Raw genomic sequence first — 17,966 nt, 5'->3', positions numbered from 1 at the left:
ACCTGCGCGAGGTGCGGCATTGCGGCCGGGTGGGCGTGGTGGGCTACTGCATGGGCGGCGCGCTGGCGATCGCCGCGGCGGCGCGCCTGCCGGACCTGTCGGCCGCCAGCTGCTTCTACGGCATCCCGCCGAAGGAACTCGCCGACCCGGCCCGCATCGCCATCCCCTTCCAGGGCCACTTCGCCGACCTGGACGACTGGTGCACGCCCGAGAAGGTGGACGCGCTGCAGGTGGCGATGAAGGTGCCCGCTGAATTTCACCGTTATCACGCGCAGCACGCCTTCTTCAACAACAGCCGGCCGGAGGTCTACGACGCGACCGCGGCGCAGACGGCGTGGGACCGGACGCTGGAGTTCTTCGCGCGGACGCTGCGCTGACGAGTTGAAGCCGCGGCGTCGAGCTGCGTTCAACCGATGTAGTCGTCAACCTCTCTCTGATACTGACGGATCTGCTTCGCGACGACATCGAGCACAAGCGATGCGCTTTGTTCGACCAGCGCGTCTCCCACCGACCCTGTGGGAATCGCCATCGACAGGCTGCAGGTGAGGGTGGGCTTGTTGATGCGATGCAGCCGGAGTTCGGGGTCTCCGACACAGGGGCGCACGCCGCTCAAGGGAATCACGGAATAACCGTAACCCTGTCGGACCAGGTCCAGGATCGCGTTCAAGTTCTCGATCTGGTGCGCCACCTGCGGCTTGTGGCCTGACTGTGCCAGCGCGGCGGCCAGGACGGAGTGAACGGCGTTCGAGTTGCCGGCCGTGACAAGAGGCAGTGCCGCAAGGTCGGCAAGAGCGATCGACTTGGGTGGAACTCTACTCTTGGTTCCGGCAGGGCCGGACACCAGATAGAGCTCTTCCTCAGCGAGTGGGCGCAGTTGCGCTGCATCGCTGTTCGCCTGCCCGTAGACGACCGCGCAGTCGAGCTTTCCCATGCCGACCAGCTCGAACAAGTTGGCGGACAGGCCGTCAACGGTGCGCAGCGACACGTCAGGCAACTGCCGCTTGAATGCGTCGATCAAGGGAATGACCACGGTTCTCGCCAGGCTGGGCGGCAGCCCGAGCGCAATCGTCCCCCGGACGGGACCACTCTCGCCACGCACCGCTCGCTCCGCCAGGGCCAGCTGACGCATGACCAAGGGGACGTGCTCACGAAGCCTCAGGCCGGCATCGGTCAGGACGAGGCCTCGCCCATTGCGCCGGAACAGCTCGACCCCGAGCTCTGCCTCCAGCTGTGTCATCTGGCGGCTCAGGGCGGCCTGGGTGAGCCCCAGGAGACCCGCCGCACGGGTCAGGTTGCCGACCTCCGCCACGCGCGAAAAAGTTTGGAGCTGTTTGATCTCCATCTGCGTTACCTCATTTACGGTATATCAGTTATCGTTTTTAAATCATTGCAGAACGTCAGACATGAGAATAAAGTAATTCACAGACGCAATGACATCCATGAACAGTATGAGGCGATGCAAGGTGTTGGCGGAGTGGCGCGCCGGGCGCAACAGGATCGGAGCAGGCCTCGTGGGCTCCTTTCTGACTTGCGTCGCTGGCACTGCCGCCAATGCCGCGTTCGATCCTCACGCGGGCGCCTTGGGCGTCATGGAGCTGGTCAGGCGCCTCGGCGTGGGCTATGCCGCCTCGGCGTCCGTTGTCGTGCTTGCCTTCCCCCTGCTGCAGTCAATGCAGGGGCGTCAGCAGGCCCGACTCCGGGACGCTGCCATCGCAGGCTCCGGCCAGGGTGCGTCAAGTGCGTTCACCGACTCTCACCGACGACTTCACCAGGAGACAACATGACTAGCGCAGAACAACCCGTGGTCATCAGGCAGCGGCCGCGCGGGGCAGACCGCTACCAATACCTGACGCAGACCAATGCCGGAACGCCCGCTGGCGAACTGCTGCGCCGCTACTGGCAGCCGATCGCGCTGGCGGACTCGCTGCCGGAGGGCGCTGCGCCACAGCCGATCCGGATCATGGGCGAAGACCTGGTGCTGTTCCGCGATGACGAAGGTCGTGTGGGCCTGATCGACCGGAAATGCGCTCACCGCTGCACCGACCTGGCCCTGGGTCGCATCGAGGCCGGCGGCATCCGCTGCCCCTATCACGGCTGGCTGTTCGGCGTCGACGGCCGCTGTCTCGACCAGCCCGCGGAGGCATCGCCGACCGCCAAGGACCGCATTCGGATGAAGTCGTATCCGATCCATCAGGCAGCGGGGGCGTTCTGGGCCTACATGGGTCCCGGCGAGCCGCCGCTCTTCCCGAACTACCCGGCCCTGGCCGGCGGCTCCGAGTTCCGATACACGACGCGCTGGTTCGGTGACTGCAACTGGCTGCAGGCCAGCGAAGGCAATATCGACCCGGTCCATACCTCGTACCTGCACCAGCTGGAGCTGACGGGCGATGACATGAAGGCGCGCTGGGGCGTGTTCGCCAACCAGGCGCGCCCGCAACTCGCCGCCGAGGACACCCGATTCGGCGTTCGCCTCTACACGACGCGCAAGATCGAAGGCACGGAGAAGTCTTCGATCCGGATCACCAACTTCGTGATGCCGAATGCCTGCGCCGTCGGCGGCTTCGAGGGCTACCTCGGTGATGGCGGCGTGACGATGCTCTGGGACGTGCCCATCGACGACGAGCACCACTGGCGCTGGGAGTTCATCTTCCACCGCAGCGGCAGGCTGGACAAGACTGCGCTCCAGAAGCAGTACGAGTCGGAGAAGGCCGAGGGCGACAGGATGCTCCGCCAACGGGAGAACCTGTACTCTCAAAACCGGGAGTCCATGAAGAAGGAAGCCTACCTGGGCCTGGGCGAGTGCTTCTCGGTTCACGACATCGCCATCACGCAGTCCCAGGGCACCATCCATGGGCAAGAGGGCGAGCACCTCTCGTCCTCGGACATCGCCATCGTCCGCGCCCGGCGGATGCTGGACGAGGCGGCGAACTCGGTCGCCGAAGGCATCGATCCTCCCGGTGTTGTGCGCACCCCTGCAGACAACGACTTCCGGGACCTGGTGGTGATCACCGGCGAGATCGGGGCCGGCGACACGAAGGAGGAGTACTGCAGCCGTTTTGCGCAGGACTCCAGTCTGTTCGCACTCCAGGGCCCGCAGGGCACCTGAGGACAGAAAAAAGCACCGCGAAAGCCGGCGTCTGACCGGCTTCCAACCCAAGCAGGAGACACACATGAGCGTCGTCATGGAGCCGCGCATTGCCGCGTCGGGAAAAACCGGGCTGTCCAAGGAGGAAAGGAGGGTCGTTCTTGCCTCGTCGCTGGGAACGATCTTCGAGTGGTACGACTTCTTTCTCTACGGCGCTCTCGCCGCGGTCATCGCCAAGCAGTTCTTCGCCCAGACGGATCCCCAGACCAGCCTGATCTTCGCGCTGCTTGCGTTTGCCGCCGGGTTCATCGTGCGCCCGCTGGGCGCGGTGGCATTCGGCCGCCTGGGCGACATGATCGGTCGCAAGTACACCTTCCTGGCGACCATCCTGATCATGGGCCTGTCCACCTTCGCCGTGGGCCTGCTGCCCTCCTACGCCTCCATCGGGATCGCCGCTCCCACCATCCTGATTGCGCTGCGCCTGCTCCAGGGCCTGGCCATGGGCGGCGAGTACGGAGGCGCCGTCATCTACGTCGCGGAGCACGCGCCGCCGGGGCGCCGCGGCTACTTCACGTCCTGGATCCAGACGACTGCGACGGGCGGGCTCGTGCTCTCCATGGCCGTCATCCTGCTGTGCCGCCTGGCGGTCGGTGAAGCGAACTTCGCTGCCTGGGGCTGGCGCATCCCGTTCCTGGTCTCCATCGGGCTGCTGGTCATCTCCGTCGTGGTGCGCGTGTCCATGCATGAATCGCCGGTGTTCATGGCGATGAAGGCCGAAGGTCGTCGATCCAGGCGTCCGGTCACCGAGGCGTTCGGGCAGTGGCGCAACCTCCGGGTCGTCCTGGTGGCCCTGTTCGGCCTGACCGCCGGTCTCGGCATCGTGGGCTACGCCGGACAGTTCTATCTCCTGCTGTTCCTGATGCAGACGGTCAAGCTCGACCCCTTGACCACGAACATTCTCGTCGTCGCGGGGCTGCTGCTGGCGGTGCCCTTCACGGTGGTCTTCGGTGCGCTGTCGGACCGCATCGGTCGCAAGGGCCTGATCGTCCTGGGACTTGCGCTCTCGGCGGCGGCCTACTTCCCGGCGTTCAAGGGCTTGATGCACTACGGCAACCCTGCGCTCGAGGCGGCGCTTGCGAACAAGCCCGTGGTGGTCGTGGCCGACCCCGACGACTGCAGCTTCCAGTTCAATCCCACCGGCACCAAGCGCTTCATCTCGTCGTGCGATGTGGCAAAGAGCCGCCTCGTGGCAGCGTCGGTGGGCTACGCCAACGAGGCCGCTCCGAAGGGAACGACCGCGCAGGTCAGGATCGGATCGGCCGTCATTCCATCGGTCGACGTATCGGGCATGCCGCGCGCAGAGGCGGACAAGGTGCTGGCGGCGTTCGGCAGGCAGGTCGGGCAGTCCATCACCGAGGCGGGCTACCCCGCCGCGGCCGATCCGGCGGCTCTCAACAAGCCGATGCTCCTGCTCATCATCTTCGGCCTCGTGCTGCTCATCTCGCTGGCGTACGGCCCGGCGGCCGCCATGTTGGTGGAGATGTTCCCGGCACACATCCGCTATTCGTCCCTCTCGCTCCCGTATCACCTGGGCACGGGATGGTTCGGCGGCCTGCTGCCCACCACCGCGTTCGCGCTGGTGGCCTATAGCGGCGACATCTACTTCGGCCTCTGGTACGGCGTCATCGTCCTGATCGCCGTTGTCCTGGTCGGCATGTTCTTCCTTCGCGAGACCGTGACATCCGATATCTCCAAGTGAGATGAGCGGTCCCTCTCGCATCCTCGGCGTGAATCAAATGTCAACACTATCTGTCCGGGTCACGGCGGTGGCCAAGGCCGCCCTCGACGTTCGCCAACTGCAACTGGCCTTGCCCGACGGCGCCCCCTTGCCGGCCTACGAGCCTGGCTCGCACATCGACGTCCACCTCGGTCCTTCGCTGGTGCGCCAGTACTCGCTCTGCGGCGAATGCGGCGACCTCTCGACGTACACCATCGCCGTCAAGCGGGAGGCCAATTCGCGAGGCGGCTCGCGGGCGGTGCACGAGAGCCTGAGCGTCGGCACCGAACTGAAGATCTCGAGGCCGAGAAACAACTTTCCGATGGCAGCGGACGCCGAACACAGCCTCCTGCTCGCTGGGGGAATCGGCATCACGCCGCTGATCAGCATGGCGCGCGCGCTCCAGGCAGGGGGCCGGTCCTTCGAGCTTGCCGCGTTCTCGCGATCGCTCGACCACCTCGCATTCAGGGCCGACCTGGAGACCGGCAAGCTTGCCCCTTCCAGCCGCATCCATCATGGGCTGAGCCGAGACGACACGGAGGCGGCGCTTCGCGCGCATCTGTCAGCCCGCCGCGAGAACGCGCACATCTACCTCTGCGGACCGGCGCCCTTCATGGCCACCGGCCAGGCGCTGGCGAGAGCGCTGGGATGGCCCGAGGAAGCCATTCATATCGAGCACTTCGCGCCGGCCAGCGCGCCGGCGACCGGCGCCGACGAATGGTTTGAAGTGCGGCTTTCCAGAACCGGCGTCGTCATTCCGGTTGCCCCCGCGCAGACGATCGTCGACGCCATGCGCGCCAGGGGCATGGACGTCGAGACGTCTTGCGAACAAGGGGTTTGCGGGACCTGCATCACCTCAGTGCTGAGCGGAGAGCCGGATCACCGCGACTGCTTCCTCACGGCCAGGGAACACGCCAAGGGCGATTGCATGGCGATCTGCGTATCTCGATCGCGCTCGCCCCTGCTGGTCCTGGACCTGTAGAGCGATCACTTCATTCAATACAACGAGACGGAGACAAATGATGATCAGGAAAATCGCCGCGAGCACCATCGCGCTGGGCTGTGCCTCGCTTTGCCAGGCCCAGTCGGTCCAGCTCTATGGGCTCATCGACACGGGCGTCGAGTACATCTCCAACGTCGGCGCCGGTGGGTCGCGATTGGTCCGCATGCCCTCGCTGAGCGGCGGCCAGTTCCCGTCCCGCTGGGGCGTCCGCGGTACGGAAGACCTGGGTGGAGGGCTCCGCGCGGTCTTCACGCTGGAGTCCGGGTTCGCGCCCGATACCGGCGCACTCCTCCAGGGCGGACGCATCTTCGGACGACAGGCGTTTGTCGGCCTGGGTGGTGAACTGGGCACGGTGACCGCCGGACGCCAGTGGACGATGACCTTCTTCTCGATGCTCGATGCCGACGTCATCGGGCCCGGCGTCTTCGGCATGGCCGCGTTCGACGCCTATCTGCCGGCCGCGCGCATCGACAACTCCCTCTCGTACCGAGGAACGTTCTCCGGCCTCAGCGTCGGTGCCACCTACTCCCTGGGGCGCGACGGGCTCGCGCCCGCGAACTGCGGCGGAGAGGCCAGGAACGGCGGCTGCAAGGAATGGTCCGGCATGATCAAGTACGACACCGCCAGCTGGGGTGTGGCGCTCGCGCATGACCATCTCGACGGCGGCCCGACGGGAACTTTCACCGGAGAACTGCCAGGCACGCTGCCGAGCGTCGACAACCGCGACAAGCGGACCATCGTCAACGGCTATCTCAAGTTCGGCGTCGGGACCAAAGTGGGTGCCGGCTGGATCAAGCGCAAGTTGACGGCCATGCCGGTGCCCCTCGACACCGACCTCTACTTCATCGGCCTGTCGCAGTCCTTCGGCGCGCAATTCAGCGTCGATGCGCAGTTGCTGTCCTTGCGGGACAGCCGGCCCGACACCTCCGCAAAGATGGTCCTCGTCCGCGGCAACTACGCGCTGAGCAAGAGGACGTCGCTGTACGCCATGGCGGGTCGCGTGCAGAACGAGGCAAGGGCTGCGTATTCCATCTCCGCAGGCGGCCTGCAGCCTTCCACCCCCCTCGCCGGCCGCGACCAGAACGGTCTCATGGTCGGCATGCGGCACAACTTCTAGCCATGGCAACGCACGAGTACCACGACATCCCCGGCACCTACGTCTTCGACGGCGCGCACAGCCGCAAGGGGTATCACCTCAACATGTTCTGCAAGTCGCTTGACACGGCCGCCAACCGGGACAGGTTCCGGGCGGCACCGGAAGACTATCTCGATGGCTATGCGATGACGAGCGAGCAACGCGCCGCGATCACCGCTCGCGACTGGCTGGGGATGCTGAGGCTGGGCGGGAACATCTACTACACCTTCAAGCTGGCCATCTTCGACGGCCTGTCCATGCAGCACGTCGGCGCTGCGATGTCGGCGGAGGGCATGAGCGTGGACGACTTCCGGGCCATGATGATCGGTGGCGGACGCCCCATCGAGGGCAGGCGCAGCCGCAAGGAGAACCTCGATGGCTAGGATCGTTGCAGGCGTGGGCACATCGCATGTGCCGGCAATCGGGGCCGCCGTCGACCACGCGAAGACCCAGGAGCCGTACTGGAAGCCGGTCTTCGACGGAATGCTTCCGGTGAAGAAGCGCCTTGCCGAGCTTCAACCGGACATCTGCATCATCGTCTACAACGATCATGCTTCACGCTTCGGCCTCGACCTGATTCCGACCTTCGCCTTGGGTGTCGGCGCAGAGTTTCCTCCGCACGACGAAGGCTATGGCCCAAGGCCCGTACCTGCCGTCCAGGGGGATCCCGACTTCGGCTGGCACCTCGCCGAGGCCCTGATCAAGGACGAATTCGACATCACGATCGTGAACGAGCTGACGGTCGATCATGGCCTGACCGTTCCACTATCCGTCGCCTTCGGCCAGCCGCAGGCCTGGCCCTGCAAGGTCATTCCCTTGCTCGTCAACGTCGTCCAGTACCCACCCCCGACCGGCAATCGCTGCTTCAAGCTCGGGCAGGCCATCCGTCGCGCCGTGGAAGCCTACCCGCGCGACTTGAAGATCGCGGTCTTCGGCACGGGCGGGCTGTCACATCAGCTCCAGGGTGAACGTGCCGGCCTGATCAACGAGGCATACGACAACAAGTGGCTGGACGCCTTAGTGGACGATCCGGCGGAAGCAGCAAGGATCGGCCACGTCGAACTGATTCGCGAGACCGGGTCCGAAGGGGTGGAGTGCATCATGTGGCTCGTCATGCGCGGCGCCTTGAACCAGGAGGTCTCCGTCAGCCATCGCTTCTATCACGTCCCCGTCTCCAACTCTGCCTACGGCTTGCTGCTGTTGGAGGACAGCACGAGCTGAAGCGCGGCTGACGGCGGCGATCAGCCGGCCCGCTTGGCCAGCAACGCGCGGCCCACGCGAGACACCGGCGGCCGGCCCAGCTGCGCGGAGATGAAGGCGCCGGCGTCGACGAGCTTGTCGATGTCGATGCCCGTTTCGATGCCCAGGCCGTTGAGCATGAAGACCACGTCCTCGGTCGCCACGTTGCCGGTGGCGCCCTTGGCGTAGGGGCAGCCGCCCAGGCCGGAGACGCTGGCGTCGAAGGTGTGCAGGCCCATCTCCATGGCGGCGTAGATGTTGGTCAGCGCCTGGCCGTAGGTGTCGTGGAAATGGCCGCTGACCTCGACCAGCGGGTAGTGCTTGAGCGCCCGCTCCATCACCGCCTGCACCCGCTTCGGCGTGCCGACACCGATGGTGTCGGCGATGCCGACATGGTCGACGCCGATGTCCTTCAGCAGCCTGACCACCCGCTCGACCTCATCGGGCGAAACCTCGCCCTGGTAGGGGCAGCCCAGGGCGCAGGACACGGCGCTGCGCACCTTGATGCCGGCCTCGTGCGCCACCTCGACCACCGGCGCGAAGCGCTCGATGCTCTCAGCGATCGAGCAGTTGATGTTCTTCTGCGAGAAGGCCTCGCTGGCGGCGGCGAAGACGACGATCTCGTCGGGCTTGGTCGGCAGCGCGGCTTCCATGCCCTTCATGTTCGGCGTGAGCACCGAGTAGCGCACGCCGGCGCGGCGCTCGATGGCGGCCATCACCGCCGTGTTGTCGGCCATCTGCGGCACCCACTTGGGGCTGACGAAGCTGGTGACCTCGATCTCCTTCAGGCCGGCGTCCTGCAACATGGTCACCAGCGTGGCCTTGTGCTCGGTGGAGACCGGCTGCTTCTCGTTCTGCAGGCCGTCGCGGGGGCCGACATCGACGAGGGTGACGCGGGTGGGGAGCTGGCTCATGGCATCAACCTTCCATGCGCAGCAGTTCAGCGCCATCGCCGACCTGGTCGCCGACGGCGAACAGCAGTTCAGCAACGACACCATCGCGCGGCGCGCTGATCGTGTGTTCCATCTTCATCGCCTCCATCACGGCCAGCGGCTGGCCCTTCGTGACCTTGTCGCCGGGCTGGGCGAGGAAGGAGACCATCTTGCCGGGCATCGGCGCGGTCAGGCGGCCGGCTTCGGCGGCGCCTTCGCCGGCATGGGCGATCGGGTCGATCTCGGTGATGCTGGCCGAGCCCTGCGGCGCGAACACGGCCAGCTTCTCGCCGAACGCGTAGACCTTGACGGCGATGCGCTCGCTGCCGAGCAGCAACTCGTGCGACTCGGTGCCGACGGAGTTGACCGCAAACTCGATCTGTTCGCCGGCCACGGTGAGCTGCATGCCGCCCTGGTGGCGGCGCGACAGCTGCACCTGCACGCGGCCCTCGCCGGTGTCGAGGTCGAAGCGGCGGGTGGCGGCGCCGTACATGCGCCAGCCGTCGCGGCGGCTCCACGGGTCGTCGGTCTGCTGCATCGCCTCGACGGCCAGCGCGTGGGCGACCACCGCCGCGGCCGATACGCGCAGCGGCAGGCCCGGCGCCTCGAACAGTGCGGCGCGCTCGCGCTCGATCAGGCCGGTGTCGAGATCGGCGCCGCTGAAGGATTTCGTCGCGGCGCAGCGACGCAGGAAGGCCACGTTGGTATGCAGGCCGACGATGTGCGTGTCGCGCAGCGCGGCGTCGAGGCGGGCCAGCGCCTGGTCGCGGTCCTCGCCCCAGACGATCAGCTTGGCGATCATCGAGTCGTAGTACGGGGAGATCGCATCGCCCTCGCCGACGCCGGCATCCAGCCGAACGTCACCGCGGGTGAAGGACACATGCGCCGGCCAACGCGCCACGTTCAGCGCGCCGGTGGCGGGCAGGAAGCCGGCCTCGGGGTTCTCCGCGCAGATGCGGGCCTCGATCGCGTGGCCGTGCATGCGCAGCTCCGACTGCTTCAGCGGCAGCGGCTGGCCCGCGGCCACGCGCAGCTGCCACTCGACCAGGTCCTGGCCGGTGATCGCCTCGGTGACCGGATGCTCGACCTGCAGCCGGGTGTTCATCTCCATGAAGTAGAAGCGGCCGTCCTGCTCGGCGATGAACTCCACCGTGCCGGCGCCCTGGTAGCCGACGGCCTTGGCGGCGGCCACCGCAGCTTCGCCCATCTCGCGGCGGCGTTCCTCGGTCATGCCGGGCGCAGGCGCTTCCTCCAGCACCTTCTGGTGGCGGCGCTGCACCGAGCAGTCGCGCTCGAACAGGTAGACGCAATCGCCGTGCGAGTCGCCGAAGACCTGGATCTCGATATGGCGCGGCTTCTGCACATAACGCTCGATCAGCACGGCATCGTCGCCGAAGCTGTTGATCGCCTCGCGCTTGCAGGAGGCCAGCGCGGCATCGAACTCGGCCGCGTTCATCACCGCGCGCATGCCCTTGCCGCCGCCGCCGGCGCTGGCCTTGATCAGGACCGGATAGCCGATGCGATCGGCCTCGCGCTTGAGAAGTTCAGGGTTCTGGTCCGCGCCGTGGTAGCCGGGCACCAGCGGCACGCCGGCCTTCTCCATCAGGCGCTTGGACTCGGCCTTCAGGCCCATGTCCTTGATCGCCGAGGGCGGCGGGCCGATAAAGGCCAGGCCCGCATCGGCGCAGGCCTGCGCGAAGTCCTCGTTCTCGCTGAGGAAGCCATAGCCCGGGTGGACCGCCTGCGCGCCGGTCGCCTTGGCGGCATCGAGGATGCGCTGCCATTGCAGATAGGAATCGCGCGGCGCCGGGCCGCCGATCAGCACGGCCTCGTCACAGGCCTGCACGTGCTTCGCGCGCGCATCGGCTTCCGAATACACGGCCACCGTCTTGATGCCCATGCGGCGGGCGGTCGCCGCGACACGGCAGGCGATCTCGCCCCGGTTCGCAATGAGGATCTTCTTGAACATCGCTTGTCTCACTTTCTTTCGGTCAGTCCGAGGCGTTGCAGGGCGTCGGCCTGCAGGCGCAGCAGTTGTCGGGCCGGGATCGCCGGCAGGTCCCTGGGGCAGGCCATCGACGAGCCTTCGCCCTGGCGATAGCCGATCTTCAGCGCGCGGCCGGCGGCGCAATCGGCGCTGGCGGCGTCCCAGGCGGCCAGCGGATCGGCGATCAGCGCGTGGCCGTCCAGCTCCATCACCTCGCCGCCGCGGCGCAGGCTGGTGCATTGCAAGGTGTCGAGCTTGTAGAAGCCGAAGTCGCCGGCGTAGTTCATGCGGAAGCCGACCTGGCCGCCGCAATCGGCCCGCATCAGCTCGGCCAGCAGGCGTGCGCCGATGCGGGCGCGGGTGTTGGTGTCGCTGTCGGCGAGCGGCTGCGCCTCGGCCAGGCCCAGCGCCTGCATGCGCGACGTGAATCCGCTGGCGAAGGCTTGTTGCCCGTCCTGCAGCAGGCTGTGCATCGGGCCACCGGCGGCGCCATCGGCCCAGGTGGCGAAGCCCGTGGTGTCCAGCATCGCGTCGCGCGGATGCAGGCCGGCCAGCACGACCAGCGGGCTGCGCTGATCCTCAGCGTCATGGCGCCGCGCCTGCTGCTGGGCCTGTGCCATCAGCATCAGTGCGAAGCCGCAGGCATACGGGTCCTCGTTCTTCGAGTAGCCGGCGGGCAGCGCTGCAGCCGGGGCATCGCCGCGGGCCAGCAGGCAGCGGTTGACGCGGTTCTCGATCTGGCCGCGCAGTGTCGTGTCGTCCCACAGGCCCTGCTGGCGCATCAGCAGCAGCGTGGCCCAGTCCGCGTGGCCCTCGTGCAGCCAGGGCCGCTCGCCATCGCTGCGGCGCACGCCCATGTTCCACCAGTGCACGGCCTCATGCGTGACGAAGGCCTGCAGGCCGAGGCCATCGCGGTCGGGATTCTTCTCGGCCGGCACCAGGCGCAGCCGCATCATGCGGCCCTCGCTGGCATCGCCGTGGAAGCTGCCCAGATCGGCCACGCTGGTGACCACGCCGACCGGACCGGACGGCTCCTGGCCATAGGCAGCACCGAGCAGGCGCATGTCGCGAAGCAGCGTGGCGCGGATCAGTTCGACCCGTTCGTCATCCAGTGCCGGGTCGCGCACGATGGCGCCGCCCGGGAATTCGACCAGCGGTGCGCGGCCCAGGTAGACGTACTGCTGCGCGCCGAGTTCCCGCCAGGAAGCGTCACGCTTGCTGCCTTCGGCCGCGCTGTTCGTGACCGCGGCCTCGGCAATCGCCTGTTCGGCTGCAGCGCGCTGCACCCGGCCTTGCTGCAGCACATAGCCGTCCTTGGGCGCGAGCCAGCGCCAGCGCAGCGCATGGCCCGGCAGCGCCACGGCGTAGAAGCCGCTGTAGGCGATGACGCCGCTGGCCGCGATCGGCTGGGCCGGCTGGTAGACGGCATTCAGCGTGAGCAGCTTCGGCTCGACGCGCAGGCGCGCCGTCGTGCAGCCGGCGCGCAGCCGGATCAGGTCGCCGTCGACGGTCGCGCAGTCATCCAGCGGCTTGACCTGCTCGCGCCAGAAGTCGCGCGCCGGCGCGCTCCGGTTCCAGCGCGTCAGTTCCATCACGCCCTCGGGCGGCGTGTAGCTGACGACCAGCGCGCCGTCGTCCGCATAGGCCGTCTCGATCAGCAGCTCGCCGGCCCGGGCTTGCGCGCCAGCCAGCAGGAGCATCAGGAGAACGGCCAGCCGGCGCATGGATTCTTGACTTCAGCAGTGAGCTCAGTGGGTGCTGCAGCCGCCGCCGCAGCCTTCCTCGACATGATGCGAGGTGGCCAGCTCGGCCTCGGTCGAGCAGCGCATGCCCAGGCGCTCCAGCAGCGCGCGGTCCTTGGCGGCTTGCGGGTTGCTGGTGGTGAGCAGCTTGTCGCCGTAGAACATCGAGTTGGCGCCGGCCATGAAGCACAGGGCCTGCATCGCCTCGGGCATTTCCTCGCGGCCGGCCGACAGGCGCACCATCGCGCGCGGCATGCAGATGCGCGCCACGGCGATCGTGCGGATGAACTCGAACGGGTCCAGCGCCTTGGTGCCGGCCAGCGGCGTGCCCTCGACCTGCACCAGGTTGTTGATCGGCACCGACTCCGGGTACGGGTCCAGGTTGGCCAGCTGCACGATCAGGCCGGCGCGCTGGCGGCGCGTCTCGCCCATGCCGACGATGCCGCCGGAGCAGACCTTCAGGCCCTGCTGGCGCACGCGCTCCAGCGTGTCCAGGCGGTCCTGGTAGGTGCGGGTCGTGATGATCTGGCCGTAGAACTCGGGCGCGGTGTCGAGGTTGTGGTTGTAGTAGTCCAGGCCCGCATCCTTCAGCTGCTCGGCCTGGCCTTCGCCCAGCATGCCGGCGGTCAGGCAGGTCTCCAGGCCCAGGGCCTTGACGCCGCTGATCATCTCGCCGATCTGCTCGAGGTGGCGCTCCTTCGGGCTGCGCCAGGCGGCGCCCATGCAGAAGCGGGTGGCGCCGTTGGCTTTTGCCGCGCGGGCGGCTTCCATCACCTCATCCAGCGGCAGCAGCTTCTCGGCCTTCAGGCCGGTGTCGAAGTGGGCCGACTGCGGGCAGTACTTGCAGTCTTCCTCGCAGCCGCCGGTCTTGATGGACAGCAGCGTGGACAGCTGCACCGCGTTGGCATCGAAATGCTCGCGGTGCACCTGCTGGGCGCGGAACAGCAGGTCGTTGAAGGGCAGCTCGAACAGCGCGGCGACCTCGTCGACGGTCAGGGCCTTGGCCAGCTTGCGATCGGCGTCGGTGGTGGGGGTGAGGGTCTGGATCTGGTTCATTGCGGGATGCTCAGATGGGCGGCCACGGCGGCCGCGGAGGGATCGGAAAGACGGGGCACATGGCCCAGGCAGGGGGCTTGCAGGCCGGCCTGCAGTGCGTCGAGATTGTCCGTTAGGTGGGGCATCGCGGGGTCCACGGTGTTGGCGACCCAGCCGGCCAGGGTCAGGCCACGGGCGCGGATGGCCTCGGCCGTCAGCAGCGCGTGGCTGATGCAGCCCAGGCGCAGGCCGACGACGAGGATGACGGGGAGTTGGAGATCGGCGGCCAGGTCGGCCGTATCCCAGCCCGGGATCAATGGCACGCGGAAGCCGCCGACGCCTTCGACCAGGGCGATGTCGGCCTTGGCCGCCGTGGCACGGATCGCGGCCAGCAGCGGCTCGCGCTCGATCGGCCGGCCGTCGATGCGAGCCGCGATGTGCGGGGCGCAGGGCGTGCGCAGGACGAGCGGGCAGATCTCATCGGCGGTCAGGCCCAGCGTCTGCGCCTGCAGCAGCCGCGTCACGTCCTCGTTGAGGCCGTCGGCCTCGACACCCGCGGCCAGCGACTTGATCGGCGCCACGCGATGACCGGCCTGCTGCAGCTTGGCGGTCAGGCCGGCCGTGATCGCGGTCTTGCCGATCTCGGTGTCGGTGCCGGTGATGAAGAAGCCGTTCATGAGGAAGACATTTCCTTCGCGACGGCCGCGAGCGCCTCGACCAGCCGCTCGACGTCGGCCATCGTGTGCGTGGCGCACAGCGTGATGCGCAGCCGCGCCTCGCCCATCGGCACCGTCGGCGGGCGGATGCCCGGCACGCGCAGGCCCTCGCGCTCCAGCCGCGCGGCGAGCTGCATCACGGTGGCGTTGTCGCCGACGATCAGCGGCTGGATCGGCGTCTCCGATTCGGCCAGCGTCCAGCCCAGGCGCGGGTACTTCACCAGCAGCGCCTTGATCTGCCGGCGCAGCTCGAACTGCAGCAGCACCAGCGCATTGCGGCGCTGCTGGCCCAGCTCGGACTCGATCAGGTCCAGCGCGGTGATCAGCGCGTGGGCGATGGCCGGCGGCGAGGCGGTCGTGAAGATGTAGGGCCGGGCCGCCTGCAGCAGGTACTCGGTGATGGTCTCGTGGGCGACGACGAAGGCGCCCGACAGGCCCGCCGCCTTGCCCAGCGTGCCGACGAGGACGATGCGCTCGCTGCACAGGTCGAAGTGCTCCAGCGAACCACGGCCCTTGGCGCCGAGCACACCGAAGCCGTGGGCATCGTCGACGATCATCCAGGCGTCGAACTCCTCGGCCAGCGCCAGGATCTGCGGCAGCGGGGCGAGGTCGCCGTCCATGCTGAAGACGGCATCGGTGACGATCAGCTTGACCTTGGCGCTGCTGGCCGCGAGCGCGGCGCGCAGCGCGTCCAGGTCGGCGTGCGGGTAACGCGTTACTTGAGCGCGGGCCAGGCGGGCGCCGTCGATCAGCGAGGCGTGGTTCAGCGAGGCGGAGAAGATCTCGGCCTCCGCATCGCCCAGCGCGGTGACGACGGCCAGGTTGGCCATGTAGCCCGTGCAGAAGCCGAGCGCCCGGGCGTTCGGGATATGCGGCGCGAACCAGTCGGCCAGCGTGCCTTCCAACCGTTCATGCGCCACCGAGTGGCCGCTGATCAGGTGCGAGGCGCCGGAGCCGCCGCCATAGGCGCGCGCGCCCTCGGCCAGCGCATCGGCCAGGCGCGGGTGGGCGGCCAGGCCGAGGTAGTCGTTCGAGCAGAACATCAGCAGCTCGCGCGGCACGCCGTCGGCGCCGCGCACGGTCTGGCGCGGGGCGGTGACGGTCTCGGCCGAGCGCAGGAAGCGGGTCAGGTCCTGCGCGGCGATGGCGGCAAGCTTGGCCTGCAGGTGGTCAATCAATGAGGACATCGTTCAAGGTCTCTACAACCGACTTGAAGAGGAAGCCTGCCGTGGCCTGGTCGATCAGGTACGGGGGCATCAGGTAGACGGTGTTGCCGATCGGGCGGATCAGCAGCTCGTGCTGGCGGGCGGCGAGGTGGAAGCGCTCGCTGAAGCGCTCGCCGGGGTGTTGCACGTCGAAGGCCAGGATCACGCCTCGTTGGCGCAGATGCGCGATGCGGGGATCGTCCCGCAGCGGCGCGAAGGCGTGAGCCAGCAGCGCAGCCTGTTCGGCGTTGCGCTGCAATTGTCCCGCATCGAAGCGGTCCAGCACCGCATTGGCGGCGGCACAGGCCAGCGCGTTGCCGGTGTAGCTGTGCGAGTGGAGGAAGCCGCGGGTCACGTCCTCGCTCCAGAAGCACTGGTAGACGGCGTCGGTGGTCAGCACCAGCGAGAGCGGCAGCGTGCCGGCGGTGATGCCCTTGCTGAGCGTGATGAAATCGGGCCACGAGGCGGCTTCGGCCTGCTCGAAGGCGAAGAAGGTGCCGCTGCGGCCGCAGCCGATGGCGATCTCGTCGCAGATCAGGTGGACGTCGAACTCGCGCGTCAGTTCGCGCAGGGCCTTCAGGTACGAAGGCGCATGCATCACCATGCCGGCGGCGCCCTGCACCAGCGGCTCGACGATCACGGCGGCGATGTGCTCGTGGCGCGCCTCGAGCACGGCGCGCATCGCGGCCAGCGCCTGCGCCTCATTGCCCAGGCGCTCGTCCGGCGACTCGACGATGTGCGCCCGCATCAGCAGCGGGTCGTAGGCATCGCGGAAGATCTGCACATCGGTGACGGCCAGCGCGCCGATGGTCTCGCCGTGATAACCGTTCTTCAGGCAGACGAACTCGCGCTTCTTCGACAGGCCCTGGTTGCGCCAGGAATGAAAGCTCTGCTTCAGCGCGATCTCGACCGCGCTGGCGCCGTCGCTGGCGAAGAACACATGGCCCAGCGCGCCGCCGGTGCGCGCGGACAAGCGCTCGGCCAGCCGCACCGCCGGCTCGTGCGTGCAGCCGGCCAGCATCACGTGCGGCAGCGTGTCCAGCTGCTGCTTGATCGCGCCGATGACGCCCGCATCCGAGTGGCCGAACAGGTTGACCCACCAGGAGCTGTTGGCATCGAAATAACGCCGTCCTTCGACGTCATGCAGCCAGGCGCCCTCGCCGCGGGCGATGGCCAGCGGCGGGCTTTGCGCCGCGCGGGCCATCTGCGTGCAGGGATGCCAGACGGCGGCGAGGCTGCGGCGGGCGAGATCGTCGGTCATACAGCTTGGAATTTCTTGAACAGGCCGCGCAGCAGGCGGAAGGTGAGCCGGATCAACACGACGGCCACGATCAGCAGCAGCAACAGCAGCACGGCGTAAGCCAGCGGGTGATGCCAGGCCAGCCACAGCGAGGCTGGCACCAGCGCATCGCCGGCCAGCGAGAGCGCGATATTGGAGAAGGGCTCGGGCGAGGTGTTCACCGCCGCGCGCGTGCCGGCCTTGGCCACATGGGCGGTGGCGGCCAGCGTGCCACCCAGCAGTGCGGCGATGACGGACCAGGCCTCCGCATCGCCGCCCTGGGAAGCGAACACGCCCGCTGCCAGCGCGGCGCCGGCGGGAATGCGGATCAGCGTGTGGACCGTGTCCCACATCGAGTCGATGGCGGGAATCTTGTCGGCCAGGAATTCGACCAGCGCCAGCAGGCCGGCCGCGGCCAGCACGCCGCCATGGGTCAGCACCTGCAAGCCTTCGGGCAGCGGCAGCCAGCCGAGCCGGCCCGCGAGGCCGACGATCAGCACCGTCGCATACAGGCGCATGCCGCTGGCCCAGCCGAGCGCGGCGGCCAGGGCGAGCAGCTGCGGCAGGTTCAGCTGATCCACGGCACCGGGGCCTTGTTGAGGAAGCTCTGCACGCCGGCGCGGCCCTCGTCGCTGGCGCGGATGTCGGCGATGCGGCGGGCGGTGTCGTCGCGCAGCGCGGGCGTGATCTCGTGGTGGGCGAGGTCCTGCACGAGCTTCTTGCAGGCGCGCACCGCGTGCGGGCCGTTGGCAGCGATGGCCGTGGCGAGCGCGTCGACCTTGGCATCGAGCGCCTCGGGCGTGGCCGCCAGTTCATGGACCAGGCCCAGGC

16 protein-coding genes and 1 pseudogene are annotated in these 17,966 nt (G+C 68.0%); 7 read left to right on the top strand and 10 right to left on the bottom strand.

Annotation, left to right across the window (positions count from 1 at the left end):
• Window positions 1-377: dienelactone hydrolase family protein (locus tag B0W88_RS19980; RefSeq protein ID WP_198937886.1), on the top strand; the 377-nt coding region annotated here is incomplete at its 5' end.
• 29 nt (window positions 378-406) lie between these two features.
• Here B0W88_RS19980 and B0W88_RS19975 read toward each other — a convergent pair.
• Complete coding sequence (locus B0W88_RS19975; protein ID WP_077036386.1) at window positions 407-1,342, bottom strand: LysR family transcriptional regulator; 936 nt, start codon at window positions 1,340-1,342, stop codon at window positions 407-409.
• 438 nt (window positions 1,343-1,780) lie between these two features.
• Here B0W88_RS19975 and B0W88_RS19965 point away from each other — a divergent pair, with 438 nt between their 5' ends.
• The 6 genes from B0W88_RS19965 to B0W88_RS19940 all read left to right on the top strand — a co-directional run bounded on the left by B0W88_RS19965 (window position 1,781) and on the right by B0W88_RS19940 (window position 8,221).
• Window positions 1,781-3,106, top strand: coding sequence for a Rieske 2Fe-2S domain-containing protein (locus B0W88_RS19965; RefSeq protein ID WP_077036384.1), 1,326 nt, complete (start codon window positions 1,781-1,783; stop codon window positions 3,104-3,106).
• 64 nt (window positions 3,107-3,170) lie between these two features.
• Window positions 3,171-4,844, top strand: coding sequence for an MFS transporter (locus B0W88_RS19960; RefSeq protein ID WP_233151783.1), 1,674 nt, complete (start codon window positions 3,171-3,173; stop codon window positions 4,842-4,844).
• Window position 4,845: 1 nt separating this feature from the next.
• Window positions 4,846-5,844 carry a PDR/VanB family oxidoreductase gene (locus B0W88_RS19955; protein ID WP_233151782.1) on the top strand — a complete coding sequence of 333 codons (999 nt, stop codon included), beginning with the start codon at window positions 4,846-4,848 and terminating at the stop codon, window positions 5,842-5,844.
• Between the two features lie 40 nt (window positions 5,845-5,884).
• The gene (locus tag B0W88_RS19950) at window positions 5,885-6,982 is read left to right on the top strand and encodes a porin (RefSeq protein ID WP_077036389.1); all 1,098 of its coding nucleotides are present in this window, start codon (window positions 5,885-5,887) and stop codon (window positions 6,980-6,982) included.
• A 2-nt stretch (window positions 6,983-6,984) separates the two neighbouring features.
• Window positions 6,985-7,383, top strand: coding sequence for a protocatechuate 4,5-dioxygenase subunit alpha (gene ligA / locus B0W88_RS19945; protein ID WP_077036382.1), 399 nt, complete (start codon window positions 6,985-6,987; stop codon window positions 7,381-7,383).
• The gene (locus B0W88_RS19940) at window positions 7,376-8,221 is read left to right on the top strand and encodes a class III extradiol dioxygenase subunit beta (RefSeq protein WP_077036381.1); all 846 of its coding nucleotides are present in this window, start codon (window positions 7,376-7,378) and stop codon (window positions 8,219-8,221) included. The genes ligA and B0W88_RS19940 overlap by 8 nt, the downstream gene beginning before the upstream one ends.
• A gap of 20 nt (window positions 8,222-8,241) precedes the next feature.
• Here B0W88_RS19940 and B0W88_RS19935 read toward each other — a convergent pair whose 3' ends face one another.
• The 9 genes and pseudogenes from B0W88_RS19935 to B0W88_RS19895 form a co-directional block, all read right to left on the bottom strand.
• Complete coding sequence (locus B0W88_RS19935) at window positions 8,242-9,153, bottom strand: hydroxymethylglutaryl-CoA lyase (RefSeq protein ID WP_077036380.1); 912 nt, start codon at window positions 9,151-9,153, stop codon at window positions 8,242-8,244.
• 4 nt (window positions 9,154-9,157) lie between these two features.
• On the bottom strand, window positions 9,158-11,140 hold the full coding sequence (locus B0W88_RS19930; protein ID WP_077036379.1) for an acetyl/propionyl/methylcrotonyl-CoA carboxylase subunit alpha: 1,983 nt from the start codon (window positions 11,138-11,140) through the stop codon (window positions 9,158-9,160).
• Window positions 11,141-11,148: 8 nt separating this feature from the next.
• Window positions 11,149-12,858, bottom strand: coding sequence for a hypothetical protein (locus B0W88_RS19925; protein WP_144006860.1), 1,710 nt, complete (start codon window positions 12,856-12,858; stop codon window positions 11,149-11,151).
• A 48-nt stretch (window positions 12,859-12,906) separates the two neighbouring features.
• Entirely contained in the window at window positions 12,907-13,956 is a 1,050-nt protein-coding gene (gene bioB, locus B0W88_RS19920) for a biotin synthase BioB (protein ID WP_077036377.1), read from the bottom strand.
• Window positions 13,953-14,612: a dethiobiotin synthase gene (gene bioD, locus B0W88_RS19915; RefSeq protein WP_077036376.1), complete on the bottom strand. Its 660-nt coding sequence runs from the start codon at window positions 14,610-14,612 to the stop codon at window positions 13,953-13,955. The genes bioB and bioD overlap by 4 nt, the downstream gene beginning before the upstream one ends.
• Window positions 14,609-15,838 (bottom strand): 8-amino-7-oxononanoate synthase, encoded by a 1,230-nt coding sequence (bioF, locus tag B0W88_RS19910; RefSeq protein WP_077036388.1) that lies wholly within the window; start codon window positions 15,836-15,838, stop codon window positions 14,609-14,611. Before bioF ends, bioD begins: the two co-directional genes overlap by 4 nt.
• A complete protein-coding gene (gene bioA / locus B0W88_RS19905; protein WP_077036375.1) occupies window positions 15,822-17,117 on the bottom strand; it encodes an adenosylmethionine--8-amino-7-oxononanoate transaminase in 1,296 nt (431 codons plus the stop codon). The genes bioF and bioA overlap by 17 nt, the downstream gene beginning before the upstream one ends.
• A complete protein-coding gene (locus B0W88_RS19900; RefSeq protein ID WP_077036374.1) occupies window positions 17,114-17,716 on the bottom strand; it encodes a DUF4126 domain-containing protein in 603 nt (200 codons plus the stop codon). The genes bioA and B0W88_RS19900 overlap by 4 nt, the downstream gene beginning before the upstream one ends.
• Window positions 17,704-17,966 (bottom strand): annotated as a pseudogene (locus B0W88_RS19895) (enoyl-CoA hydratase/isomerase family protein); the annotation flags it as partial. The gene B0W88_RS19900 and the pseudogene B0W88_RS19895, both read right to left, overlap by 13 nt.

Origin of the sequence: Pelomonas sp. KK5 (assembly GCF_001984095.1) — a bacterium.
Taxonomy (GTDB): Bacteria; Pseudomonadota; Gammaproteobacteria; order Burkholderiales; family Burkholderiaceae_C; genus KK5.
Note: the sequence above shows the minus strand (reverse complement) of the source record. Positions and strands in the feature narration are given on the sequence as shown.

Bases quoted from the DNA above. Each gene is read 5' to 3' on its own strand.
- bioF (WP_077036388.1), bottom strand. From the start codon at position 15,838: ATGTCCTCATTGATTGACCACCTGCAGGCCAAGCTTGCCGCCATCGCC.
- bioA (WP_077036375.1), bottom strand. From the start codon at position 17,117: ATGACCGACGATCTCGCCCGCCGCAGCCTCGCCGCCGTCTGGCATCCC.
- B0W88_RS19965 (WP_077036384.1), top strand. From the start codon at position 1,781: ATGACTAGCGCAGAACAACCCGTGGTCATCAGGCAGCGGCCGCGCGGG.
- B0W88_RS19955 (WP_233151782.1), top strand. From the start codon at position 4,846: ATGAGCGGTCCCTCTCGCATCCTCGGCGTGAATCAAATGTCAACACTA.
- ligA (WP_077036382.1), top strand. From the start codon at position 6,985: ATGGCAACGCACGAGTACCACGACATCCCCGGCACCTACGTCTTCGAC.
- B0W88_RS19925 (WP_144006860.1), bottom strand. From the start codon at position 12,858: ATGCTCCTGCTGGCTGGCGCGCAAGCCCGGGCCGGCGAGCTGCTGATC.
- B0W88_RS19940 (WP_077036381.1), top strand. From the start codon at position 7,376: ATGGCTAGGATCGTTGCAGGCGTGGGCACATCGCATGTGCCGGCAATC.
- B0W88_RS19950 (WP_077036389.1), top strand. From the start codon at position 5,885: ATGATCAGGAAAATCGCCGCGAGCACCATCGCGCTGGGCTGTGCCTCG.
- B0W88_RS19930 (WP_077036379.1), bottom strand. From the start codon at position 11,140: ATGTTCAAGAAGATCCTCATTGCGAACCGGGGCGAGATCGCCTGCCGT.
- bioB (WP_077036377.1), bottom strand. From the start codon at position 13,956: ATGAACCAGATCCAGACCCTCACCCCCACCACCGACGCCGATCGCAAG.
- B0W88_RS19975 (WP_077036386.1), bottom strand. From the start codon at position 1,342: ATGGAGATCAAACAGCTCCAAACTTTTTCGCGCGTGGCGGAGGTCGGC.
- bioD (WP_077036376.1), bottom strand. From the start codon at position 14,612: ATGAACGGCTTCTTCATCACCGGCACCGACACCGAGATCGGCAAGACC.
- B0W88_RS19960 (WP_233151783.1), top strand. From the start codon at position 3,171: ATGAGCGTCGTCATGGAGCCGCGCATTGCCGCGTCGGGAAAAACCGGG.
- B0W88_RS19935 (WP_077036380.1), bottom strand. From the start codon at position 9,153: ATGAGCCAGCTCCCCACCCGCGTCACCCTCGTCGATGTCGGCCCCCGC.